Origin of the sequence: Lentibacillus kimchii (assembly GCF_042666895.1) — a bacterium.
Lineage (GTDB): Bacteria > Bacillota > Bacilli > Bacillales > Amphibacillaceae > Lentibacillus > Lentibacillus kimchii.
This window is the reverse complement of the sequence record NZ_JBHTGR010000022.1, coordinates 29,552-51,851: the sequence shown is the minus strand read 5'-3', so window position 1 is coordinate 51,851 and position 22,300 is coordinate 29,552. Positions and strand designations below refer to the sequence as shown.

Sequence of the window (22,300 nt, the reverse complement as noted above, 5' to 3'; positions counted from 1 at the left end):
ATAATTAACTTAAAATGTGACAGTGTATGTCAGTGAACCGGCATTGTCTCCCAAGCCATTCCTCTCAGCGATTCAAGAAAACGTTCAGATACTGTTTTTAAAACCTGTTTCTGCCTGCAAGCAATATAAAAATGCCGGTTCAATTTAAGACCATTAATCCTGTAAGCTTCTAAAAGCGCTAATTCACGCTCTTTTTGAATAGCTTTTTTTGATATAAAGGAAACACCTAATCCGGACTCCACAACGCGTTTAACAGCTTCGGTACTGCCGAGTTCCATAACAATATCCAAATCATCTTCAGACAATCCCGCCTGCTGTAAATAGTACTTCAGCACTTCCCGCGTTCCTGATCCCCCCTCTCGAAGGATAATAGGTGTCTCCTCTATCTGCTCCAGCGTGATCGTATCCTCGTCTGTTATAAAATCAGGAGGCGCAATCAACACCAGTTCATCCTCTAAAAACGACTCCATCTGGATGCTCTCATCCTCAATCGGCGTTTCAATTAAACCGACATCAATCACCTGATCCTTGATCCGCTCAACAGTCTGTGTGGAATTAGCGATGCTGACCTGAATCTGGATTAAAGGATAAGCTTCGTTAAAGCGCTTCAAAAATTCCGGTAAAAAATACTCACCAATTGTCAGACTGCATCCCATCTTTAGATCACCGCAAGCATGATCTTCCATTTGCGAAATTTCTTTGTGTGCGGCATCATTCATCTGTACAATATCCCTGGCATAATCCAGTAATACCTTGGCGGCCTGTGTCATTTCGACTTTTTTGGTTGTACGCTCAAACAATCTGGTATCCAGCTCATCTTCAAGAGCTTTTACCTGTGACGTGATTGTCGGCTGCGTGACAAACAACCGCTTGGCCGCTTCGGAAAAACTGCTTTTTTCCGCTACTGTGATAAACGTTTTTAATCGTTCATAATTCACGCCTCAACACCGCCAATCCAGCATATTAGTGTCAGCATCCGGCATAGCGCTACATGCTGTGGATAACTGAATTGACTGTGTCGACAATAAAATCTAAATCGTCTTCTGTGCTGGTCAGTGGCGGTGCAATCATGATAATATTATTGCCGCCTGGGACCGTATCACCATTTTTGCCGATAATTAAGCCTTTTGCTTTACAGCCAGCAACAATCTCACCTATTTTCGCTTCTGACAGCGGCTCTTTCGTGTCTTTGTCTTCAACCATTTCCAGACCGATAAAGAAGCCTTTTTGCCGGACTTCGCCGACGTTTTTATGCTCAGTCAAATCATGCAGTGCCTCAAGTTTTGTCTGACTAAGCTGTCTGACCCGATTAATAATATCCTCTTCTTCAATAATGCGGATATTTTCCAGCGCAACGACACAGGCTGCAGGATGACCGCCATAAGTTGATACGTGCCGGAAGTGACTGTCTTTGCCTTCTTGTTTAAATGCATAAAAAACGTCCTCTTTGACTGAAGTCGCTGCCAGTGGCATGTAGCCGCTTGTCAGTCCTTTAGCCATCGTCACAATATCCGGAGTGACGCCATTTGCATGTTTAAACCCGAACATTTCACCTGTACGTCCCAGGCCGGAAACCACTTCATCCATAATGAGAAGAACCTGATGTTCCTTGCATATCTCTGCCACCCGCTCAACATATTTCATGGATGGGATAATAACACCACCGCCTGAAATGATTGGTTCCATGATGACAGCAGCAACCGTTTCTTCCCCTTCCCAGATAATTTTCTCTTTCAGTTCTTCAGCTGCGGCAAGATCTTTCTCTTCCGCTGTTCCGCTGTAAAGTGACCGGTAGCTGTAAGGAGGTGCCACATGCATGAAACCTGGCGCACCTGGATCGTATTTAACCCGGCGATTTGCCTGAGCGGTCGCACTCATAGCACCCATCGTTGAACCATGATAGGCCCGGTATCTGCCAATAAATTTATATTTAGTCGGATTTCCTGTCTGAATATGATACTGCCGTGCGATTTTAAATGCCGTTTCATTCGCCTCTGAGCCACTGTTGGAGAAAAACGTTTGGTATTGGGCTCCGAGGAGTTCGCTAAGCTTATTAGCCAGCTGGATGGCCGGCTTATGGTTCATCGTCAGCGGAAAATAAGCTAGTTTTTTCAGCTGATTAGCCGCTGCATCAGCGATATCTTCACGCCCATAGCCCACATTCAGACACCATAATCCAGAAACGCCATCTAAATACTGATCACCATTTTCATCCTTAAACCAGGACCCCTTACCCGATTCAGCAACCATTGCCTTAGCTTCCGGATCATATTTGTGCATGGCATTCCAGAGATGTGAGTCCTCTGCTGCAGAAACACGATTAACCTCTTTTTCCGTTTTCATGATTCCATCCCCCTTTATCACTGAATAATGGCCGAAATGGATTGAATACTTACTTTATCAGCAGGTTCTGTCTGCGCAATCGCAACGCTTTAGTAACCGCTTTCATTTCAGCTGCTATTCTGTGTTTAAATCACAGTCACCCCTTTGCAACAGCGGTACGCCAAGCGGTGTTAATTAACTTTCCGCATAGCACCACTGAGCACAGAAACACTTTCAATCGCCTTTAAATAAGCCCCTAAACCAGCTAGACCAGTGAACGTTGTGACGTCCGGACCAGTTAGTTGATTTATCTTCAGTATATTCTCAAAAGACAATGAACGCAATAAGTTTTGTGAAATTTCCGTCATTAAGGATTTGAATAACAATTATAATCTTTCTTTATTAATTGAAGTGTATATGACGGATCTTTTAACGACTAAGCGGCATACGGAGGAACAAATGAAGTGGGATTAAGAACAGACGCCCGGATTCAGCCAAATTTTCGTGATAAATTAATCGTAAACTGATACATATCACTCCGGTAATAGGCCTTCTCCAGTTCAATAATCTGATCATCATGATCCTTAATAAGCCGTTCAGCAATTAAACCAGAAGAACCGGCAGGAATATGTAAATGTTTCGCGTTTTCTTCAGGAATTAGCCCACCGCCAATCGTCTGACTCGCTTCCGCAAACCAGATACCCAGCTCATTCTCCTCAAATTCATACAGAGATATGTCATCTAAATCATACTGCACGAGCGCCTCACCAATGGACAGCGGAAAGTAGTGGCATTCAACACCTATCGGAATACTATCGGCATAACGGACCCGCTTAATAAAATAAGCCTCTGCAAAACCTGTCCGCTCCTGAATCGTTAAAGACGGCGTCACCTTATAATAGGTTACCAGTTTTGCTCCAGGCTCCATCCCCATTTGTCTGATGGTGTCAGTCGTGCTCACGAGGTTGCCCAGCCACTCGTTGATTGACTTAAGAGAAACAAAAGTCCCGGTTCCATGGCGTTTTTCCAGAACACCCTCACGGACAAGCCAGTGAATCGCTTCACGCACTGTACTTCGGCTTACATGATAAGTTTCCATGAATTCACGTTCACTCGGGATTTGTCCTGCCAGCTCCCCAGTTTCAATCTGTTTCTCAATAACCTCCTTCAATTGGCTATGTAACGGCATCGGACTCTTATAATCAAGCTGCACAGTGAAAACTCCTTTAATATGCAGTATAGTCCAGTTTCTCGTTCTGTTAGTGTATCTAATTTTTCTGAATTGAATTAATACAATATACTAACATAATATAGAGGTATGCCGCAATGACTCCCGGTTCCACTGCACTAGTTTACAGGGAGATTAAGTCTGTGCAATATAAACAGGTAACATAGTTGCAATCATCATCAGGGCTCCAAATACCGGTTGAATCGCTTTTCCAGTCGTTCCTGCAAAGCAGATATAATAATACAAATAGGCCAGTAAATAAGAGCAACAAGAATATACATGGTCATCGAATCATATGTGCGCCCTGCAACAATTTGCGCCTTCTGAAACAGTTCTGGAACTGTAATAACGGCTGCCAGTGACGTTGCCTTCACCAGATCCAAATAAACATTGGTCAGAGGCGGAATAGCGATTCGGGTCGCTTGCGGCAAAATAATCTTTCGCATTGTCTGCCAATACCCAAGATTAAGGGCCTTAGCCGATTCCCATTGTCCTTTATCGACACTGCTTAGTGATGAACGGTTAATTTCCGCGATATAACCAGCACTATTTAAGCCAAACGCCAACGAAGCAGCTAAAAATGCGGAAAGTTCAATACCGATAACCGGCAGTCCTGCATACAGTATAAACAAAAATACAAGTATAGGCGTCCCGCGCATAAACGATATATAGAGTCGCGACGGCCACCTTAAGACAGTCCGATTCGAGCCGCGACCCAAAGCCAAAAAGAAACCCAGAACTAAACCAATTGCCATTCCAATAAATGATACGATTAATGTAGCTGGTACACCTTCTAAAAGAAATGGCAGACTATCCCATGCTAAATGCCAATCAAACAATTTATCCAACTGAACTTGATCCATTTCTAAGTCAAACATTAATCAATATCCTCAATTGTTCGTATATTTTCCTCCGGCTTCTCTGATACATCTTCTCCAGCAAAAAATTCTTCAGACAGTTTAGTAAGGGTCCCGTCTTGTTTCATATCTGTTAGAGAACCATTGATTTTTTCTTTTAGTCTATCAGCATTCTTTTCAATAACAGCATGCTGATTAGACCGGTAAAATTTTAAATCTGGCTGAATCGTGACATCCAAATCGGGAAGTGCTTTTAGAGCCAGCATTTGTAAGTAATAATCATTAATCACAACATCCGTTCTGCCATTCTCAACATCTCTTAAATAAACATCATTCGTAACGTTTCCATATGTTTTCACTTCCGCACCGAATTTACGGGCAATATCGCTGTATACTGTTGTCGCAGCACCACCTGCAATTTTTCCATCCAAGTCTTCAAGCGATGTAAAATCATCTACCTCATCTTCACGTACAACCATGGTTGCATATGAATATTTGTACGGTTTACTATACGAAAACTTTTTCTTAGTATTGCCCCTTAACCCGGCCGGTGCAACATCAATTCGGCCTGACTGCAAGGCAGCAAACATTTCGTCAAAGCCAAGTTCCTCAAACTGAACATTTAGATCCAACCGATTGCCAACTTCTTTCATTATTTCTACATCATAACCAGTTAACTCATCGGAGTTTTCCGGGTAATAGGAAGAAGGATACAGCGTTCCGGGAGTTCCGACAACCAGTTTCCCTTCTTCTTTTATTTGGTCCCATGTATCATCTTTAGCATTATTACTTGTCTGACCACAGCCCCCTAATACAAATATGAAACACATAACAACAACTAATAAATCCCCTCTTAACCGCAACTTTCTCCCCCGCTTTTAAATACGTATTATAAAAATTAACACGAATATTGTAATGGCTTTCTGTCACTAAAGCAAGACGCGTATCATTGGTTGCTAACAACTTTAAAGACTATACGCGATAAAAACAGGCTATGACTGGAACAAAGCTCTCGGTGTGTTACTGACGATGGCTATTCTATCCAAAATACATGCGAAAGCCAATAAAATTAATAGAATGGACAGCATTTTGCATAATAATCCCCCATACGCTGGGCCAGTTTCATGCCAAGCTTAGAGCCAATAATGATACCAATTGCCCCCCATAAAATAGCCATCCAGTCGATTTTATCATAAAAAAACTGGGATACAACGCCATAGGAAGAGTAAAGGCATAATGAGAAAATGGAAGTTGCTATTGCTAAATGGGCAGGGAACTTAAATATATAAATCAGAATTGGTACAAGAAGCCATACACCGCCAATACCAAAATAATTGGATAATATACCCATACAAATAAAGTTATACATCAATTGCAATGTATATAAGCAACACAAAAACCCCTATTTCAACCATAAAAAAGAAGGCCGACCTCAAAACAATTGGTCAGCCCGTTTCTATAATGGGTTACTTTGCGATCGAAGGGTCGTCCACCCCGATCGATTAAATTCGCATTTTCCTATTGTTCATAATCATAAATAGTTACACCTTGCACGACCCTGTTAACACGCCCGTCCGGACTCGGATTGTCAGGTGTCAACCCAAGTTGCAATGATTTTCTGAAGGCCAGCAGCTGCGCAAACAAAATGTAGGTAAACGCTAATTGGAAATCACCTGAAAACGATTCTTCACTATCATGCGCATAAATAGCCCAATCAGCCAGCTCGTCTGCTTCCTCGTCTGGCTTCTCTGTGAGAGCGATAACCTTTGAACCGGAATTATCAGCTGCCAGTTCCCGCAATAAATCCATATCATACTTCCGTGTATACGCATGGCTGGATACAAATAGAACGACAACGGATTGGTCATTCAAAATGGACTTCGGACCATGACGAAAACCTAATGACGATTCATGAATGGCAACAGCGTTACCGGCCGTCAGTTCCAGCATCTTTAACGCTGCCTCGTGGGAAAGCGGGCTCATCAGACCGGAGCCTAAATAAACAACCCGGGAAAAATCAAACGCAAGCAGCTCATCAATCTTATCAGGAATAGTTGCCAGAAAATCCTCGGCCGTTGATATTAGGAGTTTCGCCTCATTACCGGTGAAAGGCTTTTCCGTAAACACGCCATAAGCTGTCATCATCATGGAGGTGAAACTGCTCGTCATCGCAAATCCCTGGTCATTTACCTCATCCGGCATCAAAATGGTCAGGGAATTGTCGTCCTGTTTGCTGTTTACAGCCAATTGACCTTCCGCATTGCATGTAATGACCACCTGATAAAAATGATCAACCATCTGTTTCCCCAGGGAAACAGCAGCAAGGCTTTCGGGACTGTTGCCTGAGCGGGCAAACGATACCATGATGGTCGGTATATTCTGAAACAAATAATTTTTCGGTGTGGCAACAATATCTGTTGTCGCAACCGCTTCAAATGTTACATGAGTACCGGTTTGCCTGCGCAATTCCGGCACGAGTGTTTCCCCGGCAAAAGCGGATGAACCGGCTCCCGTCATAATGACCCGGACACGTTCGTGCTTGGCATAAATCGATTCAACAAATTCCTTCCAGGCACTCTTTTGTTTAAACACCATGTCCGTCATTTTTACCCATACGTTTGGCTGCTGGGCTATTTCTTCAGCTGTTTGCATCGCGCTGTTAGCTTCCAGCATGTCATGCGTTAAATTAAACATACGTATGCTCCCTTAATGGTTTTAGTACATGAACTGTTTTCTCGCGCGGTTGGCGTAACGTCTATTAGTCATTATAAACAATTTCCCGAAAAATTCATATTGCTTTGTTTCATATTGCCATAAAAAACAGGGTGCCCCGCTCTAGTGCGGGACACCCTGTTGTGATAATTAACCGGAGACCTTCGTCTGTTTCTGCTCCGAAAGCCACGTTTCAAATCTATAAGCCATTTCCCAGAAAGCAAGTTCATATTCTTTAGCTATCACAAACTGATCTTTAATTTTCGCCTTCTCTGCTGCGCTTGCCTCGGCTGCGAGGTCATCCAGCAAGTTGATCATGTCGCGCGTTGATTCCTGAAATTCATCACTTGCATACATCTGAATCCAATTATCATAAATTTCGACGCCGGTCTTCGTGCCCTTGTTTTCCAGACCGATATCGGCATATAACCAGTAGCACGGGAGCATCGCAGCGATCATTTGCGCCAGACTGCCGGATAACGCGGCGCGATATAAATGGGATGTATAGGCATAAGCTGTTGGCGCAGGTTTGAATTGCTGCACGTCTTCATCGGTAATATTTAAAATTCTGGCATGTTCCTTATGAACGGTAAGCTCTGCTTCAGCTGTTGTTTTGGCTTTTTCCGCCAGAGATGCTGCCTGACTGAAGTCATCTGCCTGAGCAGCCGCAAAGGCATGGACTTTCCCGTAGTGTTTTAAATAATAGATGTCCTGCATGATATAATTTTTGAATGTTTCCAGCGGCAAATCGCCTCTCACAATCCCCTGGACAAAAGGATGGTTCAGGCTGTATGTCCAGCTCTGTCCGGTCGCCTCTTTCAAAGATTCCGAAAAACGCATCACTAAATCCTCCTCAAAATGCATGATCAACCAATTATCCGCATCTAGCAGCCAACTTCCACCACAGTATTGACGATATACAATAAATTTGATGCCCTGCTGGTTTTCAAGAAACTAATAAAAAACCACCCCGGAAATGGAGTGGTTTTCTAGCAATCTCAACTATTGTACCAGCTCCACTTCCCTCCGCTAGTGCAAACTAGATCAGGTTCAAAGGGATTAAGACAGTCATCTTATCTCAGCCGCGCAGGCACCCCTAGTGGATTTCTTATTAATTTAATTTTAGCATAACTTATCAAGAAGGCTTCGTCAAACAAGTACGGACCTTTTCGCTGTACGTCAGACTGCCAATCTAGCTTTAAACAAGCATACCTGCTATTGCGGCACTTAATAGATTGGCGAGTGTCCCGGCCAGCACAGCCTTCAGCCCGATTCTTGCAATGTCACCCCTTTTATTTGGCGCCATTGGACTAAGTCCGCCGATCAGGATGGCCATCGAGCCAAAGTTGGCAAATCCGCACAAAGCGAATGTAATAATAGTTTGAGCTTTATCAGAAAAAGTATCAATAACAGGACCGAAATTGGAAAAAGCAACAAATTCATTCGTAATAATCTTTTGACCAATAAGCGATCCGGCACGCATAGCTTCATCCCATGGAATACCAATCATAAACGCAATTGGTGAAAAGATATAGCCAAGAATTTGCTGCAAGGTTAAATCATCCACACCGAATAAACCGCCGGCCCAGCCTAAAAACAGATTGGCGAGAGCAATAAGTGAAAGAAAACTGATAAGCATTGCGCCAACCGTCAGGGCTAATTTCAGACCATCACTGGCACCCCCGGCAGCTGCATCGATCACATTGGTCGTCTCTGTATCCTTTTCCAGTGTAACTTCATCTGTGGTTTGTTCCTTATTAACTTCAGGGATAATAATTTTTGCCATTAATAAACCAGCCGGCGCAGCCATGAAACTTGCTGCAATTAAAAATCTCATAGGAACACCAAGCAAAGCATAGCCAGCCAGGACTGATCCGGCAACAGTAGCCAGGCCTCCAGTCATCACAGCAAACAATTCAGAAAGCGTCATGTTCTTAACATACGGTCTGATTACGAGCGGTGATTCCGTTTGTCCAAGAAAGATACTCCCTGCGGCGTTCATGGATTCGACTTTGCTTGTTTTCAGCAGTTTAGAGAGCGCACCGCCGAGCATCCGAATGATCCACTGCATGACACCAAGATAATATAAGACTGAAATAAGTGACGAGAAAAAGATGATGACAGGCAGTACCTGAAAAGCAAAGATGCTATCGTCCTTAGGGATAAGGGGATCAAAAAGAAAACTTATTCCAGCATTAGCAGAGCCGATAATCTTCTCCACAATACCGGAGACCCATTCAAGTGCCTTATGCCCAAGCGGCCACTTTAACACGATAAGTGCGAAAACGATTTGAATTGCCAGAGCGACAAATACAGTTCGAAAATTAATTCTCTTCTTATTGTTTGAAAATAGGAAGGCGATTGCAAGAAGTATTACAATACCCGCTATTCCCCATAAAATATTCATTCTTTGTCCACATCCCTATCGAAAGTATTGTTTCGGATTCTCTAATGTTAGACTTCAGACTTCTAATTAAGTATCTTCTGAAATATCGCACAGTTTGTAACTGATTGAAATATAGTTAAAGTGCGAGCCTCCCCTAATAGATTTCTGTCGATTTTTGTAATCGGATACAGTCATAGTACCAAGCACCTTGAATGCTTGTCAAAGCGTTAGCATCATGACACTGATATACCGCGAGAGCAACCCATACATTCGAATTAACCTTTACATATACTAGAAAGACCAAAACTTCTGTAAAGGTGTGACTAAATGTGATCATTAACGCTCAAGCTGACAACGGCAAACTGGAATTGGGATTCACGCCAGAAAACGACGATCCCAAAACAAACACCGTATTTAATAGCGTTTTCAAGACAAACCAAACGACTCGTATGGGATCCAAACGTTGTGAGTTCCATCTGCCGGCTGACTGGACGCTCGATTCGGTTCATCCTGATCTGCTCGCACTTGCCACCATAGCCATTATTTATCCCTTTTGCGGTTCGCGCATCCGAGTGCCTCGAGGTGTCAGCAAATCATTCCACGAACGCCTCAGGCAAACCACGAATATACGCGTCTCACCCGTTCAGGGAACCATCAAACCCAGACAAGCACCATCACATGCGGTCCCTGCTCTTTCATACAGCGGCGGAATTGATTCAACTGCGGCAGTTGCATTGCTGCCCGAGGATACCCATCTGTTTTATATTGATCGCCTAACGCAAGAAGGGATGGGTCACACGCTTTTAAATCAGGAAGCAGCCCACTATGCCTGTGATGCCATGGCTGACATGGGAAAAAACGTCCACAAAATTAAAACTGACATGCCCTATATACGAAAACCGGTCGGCTTTAACACGTATCTGACCGATAGTGTGCCTGCGCTCTTATTAGCGGATTACTACGGACTTGATACAACAGGACACGGACAAACATTGGAAATCGGCTATCAAATCGGGCACGGACCTTATCAGGAGTGTCAGGATACAGAGATAGGAAAACCATGGTCTCATCTGCTGGAAGCGGTTGATATGCCATTTACGCTGCCAACAATCGGTTTGAGCGAAGTTATGACAACACAAATTGCAAGACAGACGCCATATTATACATTTGCTCACGCCTGCAGCAGAGGCCAGGTTCATGAGCCTTGTATGAACTGTTATAAATGCTTCCGAAAAGGCCTTCTGGATAAGACGACAACAGACAGCACACTCGAAAAGTCGTATCTGGATCGTTTATTTCAGATTGACGAAGTTCAAAAAATTATTAAACAATCACCTATCTATTATGAAAATGTCTTAACCTATGTGACGGCCCACTATAATGGGAATCATCCAGACATGCTGGCACTCAAGAAAAAAACCCGGGGCGATCATCTGCAATTCGACTGGATGGAGCGATGGCATCCTAAGGCACAAGCACTTCTCGCGCCAAAATATCGTAACCAGATCAAACAGACCATCCAAAAATATACAAAACCTATGGATACACGCGATATAAAAGCGATGAAACAATCCTATAATGAAGGTGATTTGCCAGAAACAGAAAAAGCAACTGACTCTAAAAAAATTAACATCCTCATACTCGTTCGCCGATTTGATCAACTATTTCCCAAGCATAAAGTAAAATATGAATTCTTACAGGCAATTGAGGCATTTGCCAATGTCACCTACCATCATGACGATGGCGATATATTAAATATATTGAACAAGCAGCCAACGCGTCCGGACTTCATTTTTCATTACGATATAACGGCCAAACACCGTTTATCGCCACGCATTAACAATCTTGATAAAATCACTATACCAGTCGGCACCTATGTAATCGATGCTCACTGGCAAAATGAACTGCGGCGCAAATACTTTCGTGACAATCGTATTTCTCTGATCTTTTCAGTCAGCAAACACCCTTTTCTGGAGCGGTTTCCCGCGTATGCTTCCCAGTTTCGGTTCCTGCCTTTTTCCATCAATCCCGATCATATAAAAGACTGGCAGCGCACAAAAGATATCGACTTTCTATTGATGGGCCATATGGCAGATAATTATCCATTTCGCCGGGCCGTTTGGGATAAATTGGCAGGAACACAAGGATTTGTCTATCACAAGCATCCCGGCCACCTTGAAAAAGACCGGTCGAAGCTGATTATTGACGATGCTTTCGGACAAGAGATTAACCGCGCCAAAATATTCTTCACGTGTGGTTCAACTTATCAGTATCCAGTTATGAAATATTTTGAAGTGGCTGGCTGCAATACGCTTTTAATCGCAGAGCCCAATTCAGATTTAAAAGCGCTGGGCTTTCAGGATGGCGTTCATTATATTGCCGCGAATCAAACCAATTTCTATGACAAAGCCCTCTACTATTTAAAGCACGACGAAGAACGGAAGGCAATCGCTCAGGAAGGCTACAAACTCGTTCATCGCCATCATACCAACCGAGTCCGCGCCAAGCAATTTGTCGACATGATCCAGGCGGTTATTTGATATCACCGATCCTGGAGAGGAAGACACATGCATGCCGCGGTGGGACTTATGTCTGTGCTGCATCGGCCCATAGATGCGGTGCACCGGCTCAAGAGAATTAAGGAACATCCCAGTTCAATGGTCAATCCAGCCATTCTTTCTGGCGCAATAGCTCAATAAACACTTGCAATGCCTTGGTCTGGTAAGGTGTTGCGGTGACAAGGGAAAATTGTCTGGCAACTGGTAGTCCGTCGACCTCAATGATCTGCAAGTCGCCATGCCGCAGTTCTTTTTGAATTGCCCATTTCGACAATAAACTGACGCCCAGTCCTGATTCAATAGCTTCTTTAATTGCTTGCGTACTGCCAAAATTAATGATTGTTTCCGGTTCTATTTTAAGCTGTTCAAATACGTTGTCAGCTGCTTCACGGGTTCCTGATCCCAGTTCCCGCAAAATCCACGTCTGTGCTGCTAGATCGCCGACGGTTACCTTTCCAGGCCGTTTAGCCAGGGGATGGCCGGTACTTGCGACCACAACCATATCATCCTCAGCAAATACCTCGGTCTTTAGATGTTTTTCTTTTTTAAAATGGCCTTCAACAATTCCGATATCCAGCTGATGGTGCATCACAAAATCAGCTATTTCAGCTGTATTGCCAATGGTTACCGTCGGCTGAATTTCCGGATAACGCGTTTTCATGTTTGCAATAATATGGGGGAGAACATATTCGCCAAACGTGTAACTGGCTCCAATGGAAAGCGGCCCATTCGCTTTATGGGTTAAATCATCCAAAAGGTTTTGCATGCGGGTATACAAGCCGATAATTTCTTTAGCATGATCATACACGATTTCACCGGCCTTGTTCAAATGCACATATTGGTTATTCCGCTCCAGCAGCCTGACATCGAGGTTTTCTTCCAGAATACGTATATACTGACTGACGGCGGGCTGTGTCATATGCAGTTCTTCTGCTGCACGGGAGAAGTTATGTTTCTCTGCTACTGTCATAAAAACGTGTAAATGCTGATCCATGATTAACACCTAGCCTATTTTCTCATTATAACATAATACTTATGGTTATCATTATAAATATTTATTTTTCTTATAGCAATCAATCCCCTATCCTTAATGCAGGAGGTGTTACATATATGCAGAACGTACAATCGAATCCAGGGCCGCAGAAACAGCCATCTCCTTTGATTAAATGGCTGGGCGGAATAGCATTTACGTTTTTAATTGCTTTATTAGGCTATTTACTTGCTATGGTACCCGGCTTTAGTCGTGTCGGACAAATGGCATGTGCTATCGTCCTCGCTGTTTTATACCGGCAGTTTTTCGGTTACCCGGAAGTCATCCGGCCAGGCATTGCTTTTTCACAAAAACGTTTGCTGCGAGCAGCTATTATTCTCTACGGATTGAAACTCAATATCGATACAGTATTGAGTGACGGTCTGGGATTGCTTGCTCGTGATGCTATTGTCATTGTTTTTGCTATCTTTGTAACCATATGGCTGGCAAAACTGTTTAAAGCTGACAGAAGCATATCACTGCTGCTCGGCATCGGCACAGGTGTATGCGGTGCAGCCGCTATCGCTTCCGTTTCGCCCATTTTAAAGTCAAAAGAAAAAGATACAGCCATTGGTGTCGGCATTATAGCCCTGATGGGAACTGTTTTCGCCATTGTCTACACCATCCTGCGGCCAATTCTTCCGCTTGATTCCATGGATTATGGGGTGTGGGCTGGCAGCACGCTGCATGAAGTCGCACACGTCGCTCTTGCTGGCGCACCGGCTGGTGACAGCGCATTAGCCATTGCATTACTGGCAAAATTGGGACGCGTCTTCCTGCTTGTGCCACTATGCTTTATTCTTATTGCGATTATGAAACGCAAAAGCAATTCAAATGAAGCAGATGGTTCAAAAATCGAATTTCCATGGTTCCTTGTCGGATTTATCATTGTGAGTATTTTAGGAACTTATGTCATTGGCCCGGTTATCCCGGTATCCAGCAATGTGCTTGATTTCGTTGATTCCTTGACAACCTGGGTACTAACAGCAGCCATGACTGGTCTTGGTCTGAATGTCAGCTTAAGCGACTTGCGCTCACGTGCTCTGCGTCCTTTAGCTGCCATGACTGTCACATCCATTCTACTGTCAGTTGTCTTCTACTTTACCGTTTAAAAGGAGGTTTGCCAGATGAATACGATTGTATTTGCAACAGATGGCTCCCAGTCACCGTACAGACCGGCCGGTTCTGGTCGTCCGCTAAATAGGTTTATCGTCAATGGGGATGGGACATAAGTGTGAACCACTTGCGTGACTGAACCGCTGCGGAAAAAGAGGTCTTCTCCGCGGGCGTCTCCGTCTTTCCTCCGCTGAACCGAGCCATGTTCGAAATTTGGGTTATTTGCTTTTGTTATGTCTCATTCCATTTTGTTAAGGCGCTCACATGAAAGCAGTTGCTAACGTGTTTAAAATTGTTATAATAAAATGTAATAGATTTCTCTAACTGCTATTCAGCCGGAGGGTAAGCCTTAATGAAACAGCGAACGATTTTATTAATTGCGGGTCTGATTGTCATCGCCATTGCACTGATGCTGGTCATTCCCCGACAGACAGCACCGTCATCTGACACGCGGATTGTTCTTGAACATTCGAAACAAACCTATATTGCACCGCCTTGCTTTGAGCAAGCCGATCCCAGCAACAATCTGGAAGATGCCACTTTAGATGAAGCCAAAGAACAAAACTACGAAGCCAATGGATCATGTACAAAAGAGGCACTAAACAGCAAGGAAGATACGCTGCTGATCAGCCTATTAAAGGACATCGGAATCCTTAATAAAAAGTGGGACACCTGGTAGAAGCGGATCGTTCACTATGCCGTCAGCACACTAACGAGGGGTCATCGTCACATCGAAAAGATTAACGATGGCCCCAAATGTTTGGCGACACACCACACCCTCAAAACATCGCACACTCCAAAAGGCATTTAAACACATTAGCGCAGCACATTCAGCTGGAAGTCAGCTTCAATCCGGCCTATTTTGTCTTTTCGGGCGTTCAAGACGGGTGCTACGTGATAATCGGCCAATAACTCATAAGTCGTTTCATCGCCAATACCAAGCTGCTGCAGAACCTCCAGGGCCGCAACACTGGTTCCCCGGACATCGCCATCCTCAATTTTGATCGCTGCGCCAACGCCGCGCTCTTTATCACCGAAACAATGCACACCTTCTGCCCCGCCTTTGGCAACAAGTCTGCCTTCAAAAGCACCCATTAAATCCGTATCAAATCGTTTCGTTCCCGCTACCATCTCAGGGTAAGCGGTCATCGCCTCATTTATCCGCTTCAATGCTTGTCCCTGACTGTCATCATCTTTCGGCGCTGCAAGATTGGCAAACGCACGCGCCACATTGTACAAAGGCAGTCGATGAACAGGCACACCGCATCCATCCACTGATGTGGCAATAGCATCCCGCTTAAAACAGCTAATATCAGCAATTGCATTCATAATCTGCTGCTGATAAGGATGAGACACATCGCGGTATGTCGCCAGATCCAGATCCTGTTTAACACAGGCGGCAAGCATTCCGGTGTGCTTACCGGAACAATTGCTGTAAACAGGGGTTGGCTCCTCTCCTTCACGCATCAGCTGCCTGGCACTTGCTGTATCGTGCGGCATATGGGTGCCGCACTGCAAGTCATCCTCCTGCAGATCGAGTTTTGCAAGTACCTCGGCGACCGCTTCCCGGTGAAACGACTCACCGCTGTGACTGGCACAAAATAAGGCCAATTCCCGTTCGGTCAAATGGAATGTTTCCATCGCTCCGGACTGCACAAGCGGCACAGCCTGAAACGGTTTCACCGAGGAACGGGCAAACGTTAGCCTGCTGGCATCCCCATAATAAGCCAGCAGGTCGCCACTGGCATTGACAATAGCAATATGCACATCATGTATACTTTCCAGATAATTTCCCCGGTAAACCTGGATTGGCTGTTCAGCGGAATAACGCACATTGATCCGTCCCTTCATTTATTCTTGCAGGGTCTGCAAAAGCGCCTATACTAAATAGCTGATTTAATTATAGCAGAATTTTCATAATAAATACATCATTCATAAAATATACCTAAAAAAATCACTTGCAGCATATTAGTTTAATCATCTCCCTATCTAATCCAGGAAACATAACAAACATACAGCAAGTGATTTGACGCTAGTTATTCATTTGCTTGATAAATGGTTTCGCCCTCTTTAATTGTCTCAACGATCTGTATATCTTTCAGCTTGTCTTTATCAATGGCTAAAGGATTTTGATCCAGAATGACAAGATCGGCCAGTTTCCCTTTTGTAATACTGCCTTTCTGATCTTCCTCAAAATAGGCATAAGCGGCATTGATCGTCACTGCTTTTAAAGCGTCATAGACATCGACACGTTCTTCTGGTCCGATTGATTGCCCCTGCCGCGTGGTACGATTGACAGCACTCCAGATGGTATGAAGCATATCAGGCTTAATAACAGGCGAATCCTGGTGGAAGTTCACGACCAGACCACGATCGAACGCTGATTTAGCAGGACTGATCCGCCTTCCGCGTTTATCGCCGAGGTTTTTCAGATGAATGTCACCCCAGTAGTACGTATGCGCGTTAAAAATAGATGGAATCATAGCTAATTCAGCCATTTTATCCAGCTGATCGTTCCGGACAGTCTGAGCATGGATCATCACAGGACGCAGATAATTTTTATGTGGATCACCGGTTTCCTCGAGAGCGGCCTCATAATTCTGTAACAGCTGGTCAGAGGCGGCATCACCATTACAGTGTGTTAAAAGCTGTACGTTATCATAGATAGCTTGTCTGGCGTAATCCTTCACTTGCTCATCTGAATGCGACGGATAGCCCCGATAGGTATCTTCACCTGCATAAGGCTCAGTCATCCAGGCTGTCTTCCCTTGTGGCGAGCCATCCAAAAACATTTTATAACCATTGATCTTGAGCCGCTTATAGTAATTTTTGACATAGGCCTGATTCTTGCTTAAACCTTCTTGATTATCAGCAATAGTCGGATAGGCCACAACATCCACTTTCAGCTGTTCATTTTCGGATAATGCCTTTAACAGCTCAAGCGAATCAGCGCCTGTTGCACCGTCCTGAACAGTCGTAATCCCGTTGCTTGTATAAACATCCTGTCCTTTAACTGCCAGCTTATAAAAGTCAAATGACTGACCCGAGAGAACCGTGTGACGTAATTCCATTAAATTCGCCTCTTCCAAGTAGCCATTAGGTTCCATTGAGTCATCTTCTCTGCCAATATGTCCGCCTTCTGCATCAGGGGTATTCCGGTCAATGCCCGCCTTGGTTAAGGTTGCATCATTCGAACTTCCCACATGGCCTGATGCATGCATTATAAGAACTGGTTTTTCCACAGACACTTGGTTCAGCACATGCTTTGTTGGGTGCTCACCTTCATCCAGAAAGTTGTGATCGTAGCCAAAGCCAAGAATAACATCCGGCGCATCTGCCCCTTTTGCATTTTCACAAGACTTAAGCGTCGAGACAATATCATCGAAGTTATTACAGGCATGTAAATCACACATCTCAGCGACAGGGCCTACTAATGACATATGACTATGAGGGTCAATAAAACTTGGCATCAGCGTTTTCCCTTGCAGATCAATCATTTTAGCATCATCATGCTGAACCGAAGCTTTACATACTTCCAGCGTTCCAACTTCTTTAATCTTCCAATCGTCAATAAGAACAGCTTCAACATTTTCAGAATTATGATTCATCGTAATAATGCTGCCGCCATAATATAGTGTTTCCATATTAACGCCCGCTCCTTTTCTGAGTGATGTTCAGCCTATTAAAGCCGGTTGTAATGATTGCAGGCTTTAATATGCCCTTCTCAAGATGAAAAATTCTCGGTCGTTAGCGGAGGAATTATCATCGTTATAACAATTTGTAAATGTTCGATTTGATTTTTTCATAAGTACAGATAAGAAATAAAGATGTTTTAATTAAAATCATTCGAAATGACTAAACTATTTCACACGTCAGCCAAAGAAACATAATAGTAAAAACCCCAAAGCCGTCACTTTGGGGGAGGTGCAGAAAAGCTCAGCTAAATTATTGACGAATAACTCCACACGCCAAACGGTTACCGGCATCTCCGGATGGCTGTGACTCACCGTCATCAGCACCTTCATGAATAACCAGCGCTGTACCGCCGTCTGCTGTGAGGGAATGATCGTCATCTTTATCCAGTGTCACATCCCGGACAAGGAATGATTGCGTTACCGTGCCATTTTCGCCAACTTCAATGTTCGGCATATCACCGGCGTGCGGGCCATTTGGGGTATCAAAGCCGTGATCGGTATCATCAGGATTATAGTGGCCCTTAGCTGACTTAAAATCTGGTGCTTCGCATGCACCTTTTGCATGAATGTGAAAAGCATGCGTGCCTTTCGGGAGATTTTCACCCTTTAGCGTGACATTTACACCATCTGCTTTTTCCTCCAGTTTTGCCGTGCCGACAGATTCTTGATCACCATTCTCCAAGTCTGCCTCGATTGTTTGTGTGTCTGCATTTTCAGTGTTATCCATATCAGCATTCTCATTGTCAGCTGCTCCATCGTTCTGTTCCTGATCCGCATTGTTGTCCTGTTCTGCAGCGTCCTCTTGATCAGCATTGTCCTGATTATCTGCGTTATTATCATCACCGTTGCCACCGCATGCTGCCAGTACAGTCATGATGCTTAATAAAACGATGAACAGACTCCAGCGTTTAACCATCTGCATTGCAATACCCCTTTCCAAAATCATTTAATAATCAGTCTTGACGCATTATTCGGGTACTAAACGGATCAGGTTTAAAAGCTTATTTATTGTATTTTTCAGATAAAATGATATGATATGTAACAGACTAATTAATCATGAGGGGTGGATAGACAATGGCCAAATTAACCGGAAAAACAGCATTGGTAACAGGTGCCGGATCAGGACTAGGCCGTGCGATAGCCATCACATTTGCAAGAGAAGATGCAACCGTTATTCTAAACGGCCGGCGCGAACAAAAACTGCAGGAAGTGGCCGATGAGATCGGAAATGACAAAACAATCGTAGCCCCGGCGGATGTAACAGATGCAGCGCAGATTCAAGACCTTGTCAATCAAATTGAGAAAACAACAGATGGGAAACTCGATATTCTCGTCAATAATGCAGGCGGTGTCAATGCTATGGGCTCAATTGAAGACATGACGCTCGACCAATGGCACAGCATGTTTGACTTGAATCTCACGAGTCAGTTTCTGACAACAAAGGCTTTTCTCCCAATGCTGCGGCAAAGTAACAATGGTAAACTTATTTCTGTAACATCCGGTATGGTGAATTTCTTCATGAAAGGTATGGGCGCCTATTCAGCAAGCAAAGCAGCTGTTGAAGGCCTTATGAAGACTGTCGCCGAAGAAGAAAAGGAAAATGGCATCCAGGTTAATCTGTTTGATCCGCTAAACGCCACATCAGAGGGGAACCCACAAGGAAAATATGACCCTATGGATCTTGTCAGTGGATTGCCTGATTTGGCTGCTTCCAGCGCGATCGTAGAACATGGCGAAGTAGTGAAACCGGACGTTTCCTAAACATTATGTAATCATTTTTCAATTAGGCGAAGCAGTATCATTTACTGCTTTGCCTTTTTTAGACGATACTTTTATATAATACCAACTATTTCAAATTATTCAAGCTCGCTTTTGTTGGTTATTTAGCCTATCTTATCTCAACCGCCTTAGACCCAATCGTTTCCATAAGTCCTTTTGTTCTTTGTTTAATCTTCGGTGTCTTAGCGACTCATGTTGGCTTTCTGGAGAAACATTCTTTACAAAAAGCCAATGGATTTGGATTTGCTATGATGGGGCTAATATTCTATATACTTGACGGTTTAAAAAATGCCACACCAGATATGATGATGAATATCGTTTTTATTCTTATAGGCAGCATCATTTTAGGAATAGCGGGTATGTACTTGTTTTCATTAATAGCCGGAAAATTCCTTAAGTATAGTAAGGAAATGTCTTTTGCGGTGGCCTTAACTGCTTTATATGGTTTCCCAGCAGATTATATTATCACAAGTGAAGTTATTGATTCTTTGACAAATGATGAGGAGGAAAAGGAAGTTTTAACAAATTATATGCTGCCGCCGATGCTTGTTGGCGGGTTTGTTACCGTTACAATTGTGTCAGTTATTTTAGCTGGTACGCTTGTGAAGTTTCTGTAAAAAATACATGGAGGGATCACTATGCAGGCAAAACCTAAACGTATTCAACAACTTATAACGGACTTAAGTGCTTTTACCAAAACACCTGGAAATGGTGTCACAAGACTTACTTATAGCAAAGAAGATCTTCAGGCGCGTGACTATATTAAACAAACCATGCAGTCCTATGGATTACGTGTCCAAGAAGATGGAATGGGAAACATTTATGGCAAGCTGGAAGGCAAACTGAGGGAAGCGCCAAGTGTCATTGTGGGATCCCATTTTGACAGCGTGCCAAATGGGGGTGCCTATGATGGCGCAGCAGGTGTTGTTGCTGGATTGGAAGTTGCCGCCTTGTTTCAGGATAATCAATTAACACCCCATTATCCGCTGGAAGTTATTGCAATGATTGAGGAAGAAGGTTCACGTTTTCGTGGTCTCATGGGATCCAGTGGGATCACAGGTTCAATTAAAGAAAACACTTTTAGTGAAATAACAGATGCCGACGGAATTTCCGTCACTGATGCGATGGCAAACGCAGGGCTTGATATATCACAGCCAATATACCGAGACCCGAGTACCATGAGGGCCTTTTTGGAAATGCATATTGAACAAGGTCCCACTTTAGAAGAAAGCCAGATACCAATTGGCGTCGTTCAATCGATTGTAGGATTAACACAGCTGAATGTGACTGTCATTGGACAGGCTGGTCATGCAGGGACAACACCAATGGATAAACGATCAGACGCCCTAATAGCAGCAGCCGAAATGATTTCAGACTTGCCGCGGCTAGCAGCCGATGAAGGTAATGGCTCAGTTCTTACAGTAGGACAGTTGCAAGTTTCACCCAATGCTGCAAACGTCATTCCAGATAGTGTAAACTTCACCATTGATATTCGATCAGCACAAGAAGAGCATGTTTTAAATATCCTTAATCAAGCGAAGGAACTTATTCATTCTTATCACAATGATCGTATTAAAACTAACATACAGCAGTCTCTGTATATAAGACCCAAAACATTAAATGACCATATTCAATCGTTACTGTCAGATACTTGCACGGATTTAAATATCGCTTCTACCAAGATGAACAGCGGCGCCGGACACGATGCTATGGTTTTTTCCGATGTAACAGATGTCGGTCTGATTTTTGTACCAAGTCAAGACGGACTCAGTCATTGTCCGGAGGAATATACACATGAGCTGGATTTAGCTCGTGGGGTTAATGTCTTATATGAAACAGCTAAACAACTGACGGAAGCGTGATTTTAACGTTAATTTTGTCTAACTATTTGAGGTTTTTCATATGATGTACGTTGATTTCTCTGTTAACGTAGAAACATACGGAATCTATTTAACAGAAATAGGGAGGTCATATGAACTTTTACCTGTCTTCCCAAGGCGTGGGAAATGAAGAACAAAAACTCAAAAACATGACAAAAAATAGCAGTAAACAAGTTGCTCTTATCAACAATGCCATGGATTTTATGACTGACATGGACGAGAAGAGTCACATTGACGCAAGTGAGGCATCGGAACTAGAGCGTCTGGGTTTCACTGTAGACAACGTCGATCTGAAACAATACTTCAATAACAGAGAGGCTTTAGAAAATACACTCGCTCAGTACGATGTCATCTGGGTGAGAGGCGGTAATACGTTTATTCTGGCACAGGCCATAGCATTAAGCGGCTTCGATGATGTTGTTAGAACGTTTTATAAAGATAATAAAAACATCTTATATGGCGGCTACAGTGCTGGCATCTGCATGCTTGGACCGACATTGGAAGGCCTCCATTTAGTTGATGATCCAAACCAAAAACCATATGGCGAAGACTATGCAACGGTTTGGGACGGCTTAAATATACTAGACTATACCATTATTCCACACTACCAATCAAATGTCCCGGATCAGACGGTTACCTATATGACGAATCATAACATCCCCTTTAAGACACTGAAAGACGGCGAAGTCATCATTATTGAATAAACAAGAGCTCCCTTAAATTACAGGGAGCTCGTT

At 43.6% G+C, this 22,300-nt stretch carries 20 protein-coding genes, 1 pseudogene and 1 riboswitch; of the genes and pseudogenes, 7 read left to right on the top strand and 14 right to left on the bottom strand.

Annotated elements, in window-relative coordinates:
- Positions 1-29: 29 nt before the first annotated feature.
- From ACFQU8_RS09080 to ACFQU8_RS09035, 10 genes are all read right to left on the bottom strand, one after another.
- Entirely contained in the window at positions 30-938 is a 909-nt protein-coding gene (locus ACFQU8_RS09080) for a selenium metabolism-associated LysR family transcriptional regulator (protein WP_382358938.1), read from the bottom strand.
- A 49-nt stretch (positions 939-987) separates the two neighbouring features.
- Positions 988-2,343 (bottom strand): aminotransferase, encoded by a 1,356-nt coding sequence (locus tag ACFQU8_RS09075; RefSeq protein WP_382358936.1) that lies wholly within the window; start codon positions 2,341-2,343, stop codon positions 988-990.
- A gap of 170 nt (positions 2,344-2,513) precedes the next feature.
- A complete protein-coding gene (locus ACFQU8_RS09070) occupies positions 2,514-2,690 on the bottom strand; it encodes a hypothetical protein (protein WP_382358934.1) in 177 nt (58 codons plus the stop codon).
- A gap of 122 nt (positions 2,691-2,812) precedes the next feature.
- Positions 2,813-3,535 carry a GntR family transcriptional regulator gene (locus ACFQU8_RS09065; RefSeq protein WP_382358932.1) on the bottom strand — a complete coding sequence of 241 codons (723 nt, stop codon included), beginning with the start codon at positions 3,533-3,535 and terminating at the stop codon, positions 2,813-2,815.
- 194 nt (positions 3,536-3,729) lie between these two features.
- Entirely contained in the window at positions 3,730-4,428 is a 699-nt protein-coding gene (locus ACFQU8_RS09060) for an amino acid ABC transporter permease (RefSeq protein WP_382358930.1), read from the bottom strand.
- The gene (locus ACFQU8_RS09055) at positions 4,428-5,270 is read right to left on the bottom strand and encodes a transporter substrate-binding domain-containing protein (RefSeq protein ID WP_382358928.1); all 843 of its coding nucleotides are present in this window, start codon (positions 5,268-5,270) and stop codon (positions 4,428-4,430) included. Before ACFQU8_RS09055 ends, ACFQU8_RS09060 begins: the two co-directional genes overlap by 1 nt.
- A 206-nt stretch (positions 5,271-5,476) precedes the next feature.
- The gene (locus ACFQU8_RS09050) at positions 5,477-5,758 is read right to left on the bottom strand and encodes a sulfite exporter TauE/SafE family protein (RefSeq protein WP_382358926.1); all 282 of its coding nucleotides are present in this window, start codon (positions 5,756-5,758) and stop codon (positions 5,477-5,479) included.
- 167 nt (positions 5,759-5,925) lie between these two features.
- On the bottom strand, positions 5,926-7,101 hold the full coding sequence (locus tag ACFQU8_RS09045; protein ID WP_382358924.1) for an SIS domain-containing protein: 1,176 nt from the start codon (positions 7,099-7,101) through the stop codon (positions 5,926-5,928).
- Positions 7,102-7,269: 168 nt separating this feature from the next.
- Positions 7,270-7,959: a thiaminase II gene (gene tenA, locus ACFQU8_RS09040; protein WP_382358922.1), complete on the bottom strand. Its 690-nt coding sequence runs from the start codon at positions 7,957-7,959 to the stop codon at positions 7,270-7,272.
- A gap of 164 nt (positions 7,960-8,123) precedes the next feature.
- Positions 8,124-8,227: riboswitch (TPP riboswitch) on the bottom strand.
- Positions 8,228-8,317: 90 nt separating this feature from the next.
- On the bottom strand, positions 8,318-9,526 hold the full coding sequence (locus ACFQU8_RS09035) for a NupC/NupG family nucleoside CNT transporter (RefSeq protein ID WP_382358920.1): 1,209 nt from the start codon (positions 9,524-9,526) through the stop codon (positions 8,318-8,320).
- Between the two features lie 308 nt (positions 9,527-9,834).
- On the opposite strand from ACFQU8_RS09035, the gene ACFQU8_RS09030 reads away from it, so the two are divergent.
- The gene (locus ACFQU8_RS09030; RefSeq protein ID WP_382358918.1) at positions 9,835-12,045 is read left to right on the top strand and encodes a DUF6395 domain-containing protein; all 2,211 of its coding nucleotides are present in this window, start codon (positions 9,835-9,837) and stop codon (positions 12,043-12,045) included.
- 121 nt (positions 12,046-12,166) lie between these two features.
- On the opposite strand, the gene ACFQU8_RS09025 is transcribed toward ACFQU8_RS09030, so the two are convergent.
- Entirely contained in the window at positions 12,167-13,057 is an 891-nt protein-coding gene (locus tag ACFQU8_RS09025; RefSeq protein ID WP_382358916.1) for a LysR family transcriptional regulator, read from the bottom strand.
- A 116-nt stretch (positions 13,058-13,173) separates the two neighbouring features.
- On the opposite strand from ACFQU8_RS09025, the gene ACFQU8_RS09020 reads away from it, so the two are divergent.
- On the top strand, positions 13,174-14,205 hold the full coding sequence (locus tag ACFQU8_RS09020; protein WP_382358914.1) for a YeiH family protein: 1,032 nt from the start codon (positions 13,174-13,176) through the stop codon (positions 14,203-14,205).
- A gap of 356 nt (positions 14,206-14,561) precedes the next feature.
- On the top strand, positions 14,562-14,888 hold the full coding sequence (locus ACFQU8_RS09015) for a hypothetical protein (protein WP_382358912.1): 327 nt from the start codon (positions 14,562-14,564) through the stop codon (positions 14,886-14,888).
- A 137-nt stretch (positions 14,889-15,025) separates the two neighbouring features.
- Here ACFQU8_RS09015 and ACFQU8_RS09010 read toward each other — a convergent pair whose 3' ends face one another.
- From ACFQU8_RS09010 to ACFQU8_RS09000, 3 genes are all read right to left on the bottom strand, one after another.
- Positions 15,026-16,060 (bottom strand): asparaginase, encoded by a 1,035-nt coding sequence (locus tag ACFQU8_RS09010; protein ID WP_382358910.1) that lies wholly within the window; start codon positions 16,058-16,060, stop codon positions 15,026-15,028.
- Positions 16,061-16,245: 185 nt separating this feature from the next.
- Positions 16,246-17,853, bottom strand: a complete 1,608-nt coding sequence (locus ACFQU8_RS09005; protein WP_382358908.1) for an amidohydrolase — start codon at positions 17,851-17,853, stop codon at positions 16,246-16,248.
- Positions 17,854-18,154: 301 nt separating this feature from the next.
- On the bottom strand, positions 18,155-18,826 hold the full coding sequence (locus ACFQU8_RS09000) for a superoxide dismutase family protein (protein WP_382358906.1): 672 nt from the start codon (positions 18,824-18,826) through the stop codon (positions 18,155-18,157).
- Between the two features lie 152 nt (positions 18,827-18,978).
- Here ACFQU8_RS09000 and ACFQU8_RS08995 point away from each other — a divergent pair, with 152 nt between their 5' ends.
- From ACFQU8_RS08995 to ACFQU8_RS08980, 4 genes and pseudogenes are all read left to right on the top strand, one after another.
- Positions 18,979-19,665, top strand: a complete 687-nt coding sequence (locus tag ACFQU8_RS08995; RefSeq protein ID WP_382358904.1) for an SDR family NAD(P)-dependent oxidoreductase — start codon at positions 18,979-18,981, stop codon at positions 19,663-19,665.
- A gap of 74 nt (positions 19,666-19,739) precedes the next feature.
- Positions 19,740-20,300, top strand: a pseudogene (locus ACFQU8_RS08990) (hypothetical protein); the annotation flags it as partial.
- A 21-nt stretch (positions 20,301-20,321) separates the two neighbouring features.
- A complete protein-coding gene (locus ACFQU8_RS08985) occupies positions 20,322-21,545 on the top strand; it encodes a Zn-dependent hydrolase (protein ID WP_382358902.1) in 1,224 nt (407 codons plus the stop codon).
- A gap of 110 nt (positions 21,546-21,655) precedes the next feature.
- Positions 21,656-22,267: a Type 1 glutamine amidotransferase-like domain-containing protein gene (locus ACFQU8_RS08980; protein WP_382358900.1), complete on the top strand. Its 612-nt coding sequence runs from the start codon at positions 21,656-21,658 to the stop codon at positions 22,265-22,267.
- Positions 22,268-22,300: the final 33 nt, after the last annotated feature.

Bases quoted from the DNA above. Each gene is read 5' to 3' on its own strand.
- ACFQU8_RS09075 (WP_382358936.1), bottom strand. From the start codon at position 2,343: ATGAAAACGGAAAAAGAGGTTAATCGTGTTTCTGCAGCAGAGGACTCA.
- ACFQU8_RS09070 (WP_382358934.1), bottom strand. From the start codon at position 2,690: ATGACGGAAATTTCACAAAACTTATTGCGTTCATTGTCTTTTGAGAAT.
- ACFQU8_RS09060 (WP_382358930.1), bottom strand. From the start codon at position 4,428: ATGTTTGACTTAGAAATGGATCAAGTTCAGTTGGATAAATTGTTTGAT.
- ACFQU8_RS09050 (WP_382358926.1), bottom strand. From the start codon at position 5,758: ATGGGTATATTATCCAATTATTTTGGTATTGGCGGTGTATGGCTTCTT.
- ACFQU8_RS09045 (WP_382358924.1), bottom strand. From the start codon at position 7,101: ATGTTTAATTTAACGCATGACATGCTGGAAGCTAACAGCGCGATGCAA.
- tenA (WP_382358922.1), bottom strand. From the start codon at position 7,959: ATGCGTTTTTCGGAATCTTTGAAAGAGGCGACCGGACAGAGCTGGACA.
- ACFQU8_RS09035 (WP_382358920.1), bottom strand. From the start codon at position 9,526: ATGAATATTTTATGGGGAATAGCGGGTATTGTAATACTTCTTGCAATC.
- ACFQU8_RS09025 (WP_382358916.1), bottom strand. From the start codon at position 13,057: ATGGATCAGCATTTACACGTTTTTATGACAGTAGCAGAGAAACATAAC.
- ACFQU8_RS09020 (WP_382358914.1), top strand. From the start codon at position 13,174: ATGCAGAACGTACAATCGAATCCAGGGCCGCAGAAACAGCCATCTCCT.
- ACFQU8_RS09015 (WP_382358912.1), top strand. From the start codon at position 14,562: ATGAAACAGCGAACGATTTTATTAATTGCGGGTCTGATTGTCATCGCC.
- ACFQU8_RS09010 (WP_382358910.1), bottom strand. From the start codon at position 16,060: ATGAAGGGACGGATCAATGTGCGTTATTCCGCTGAACAGCCAATCCAG.
- ACFQU8_RS09005 (WP_382358908.1), bottom strand. From the start codon at position 17,853: ATGGAAACACTATATTATGGCGGCAGCATTATTACGATGAATCATAAT.
- ACFQU8_RS09000 (WP_382358906.1), bottom strand. From the start codon at position 18,826: ATGCAGATGGTTAAACGCTGGAGTCTGTTCATCGTTTTATTAAGCATC.
- ACFQU8_RS08995 (WP_382358904.1), top strand. From the start codon at position 18,979: ATGGCCAAATTAACCGGAAAAACAGCATTGGTAACAGGTGCCGGATCA.
- ACFQU8_RS08985 (WP_382358902.1), top strand. From the start codon at position 20,322: ATGCAGGCAAAACCTAAACGTATTCAACAACTTATAACGGACTTAAGT.
- ACFQU8_RS08980 (WP_382358900.1), top strand. From the start codon at position 21,656: ATGAACTTTTACCTGTCTTCCCAAGGCGTGGGAAATGAAGAACAAAAA.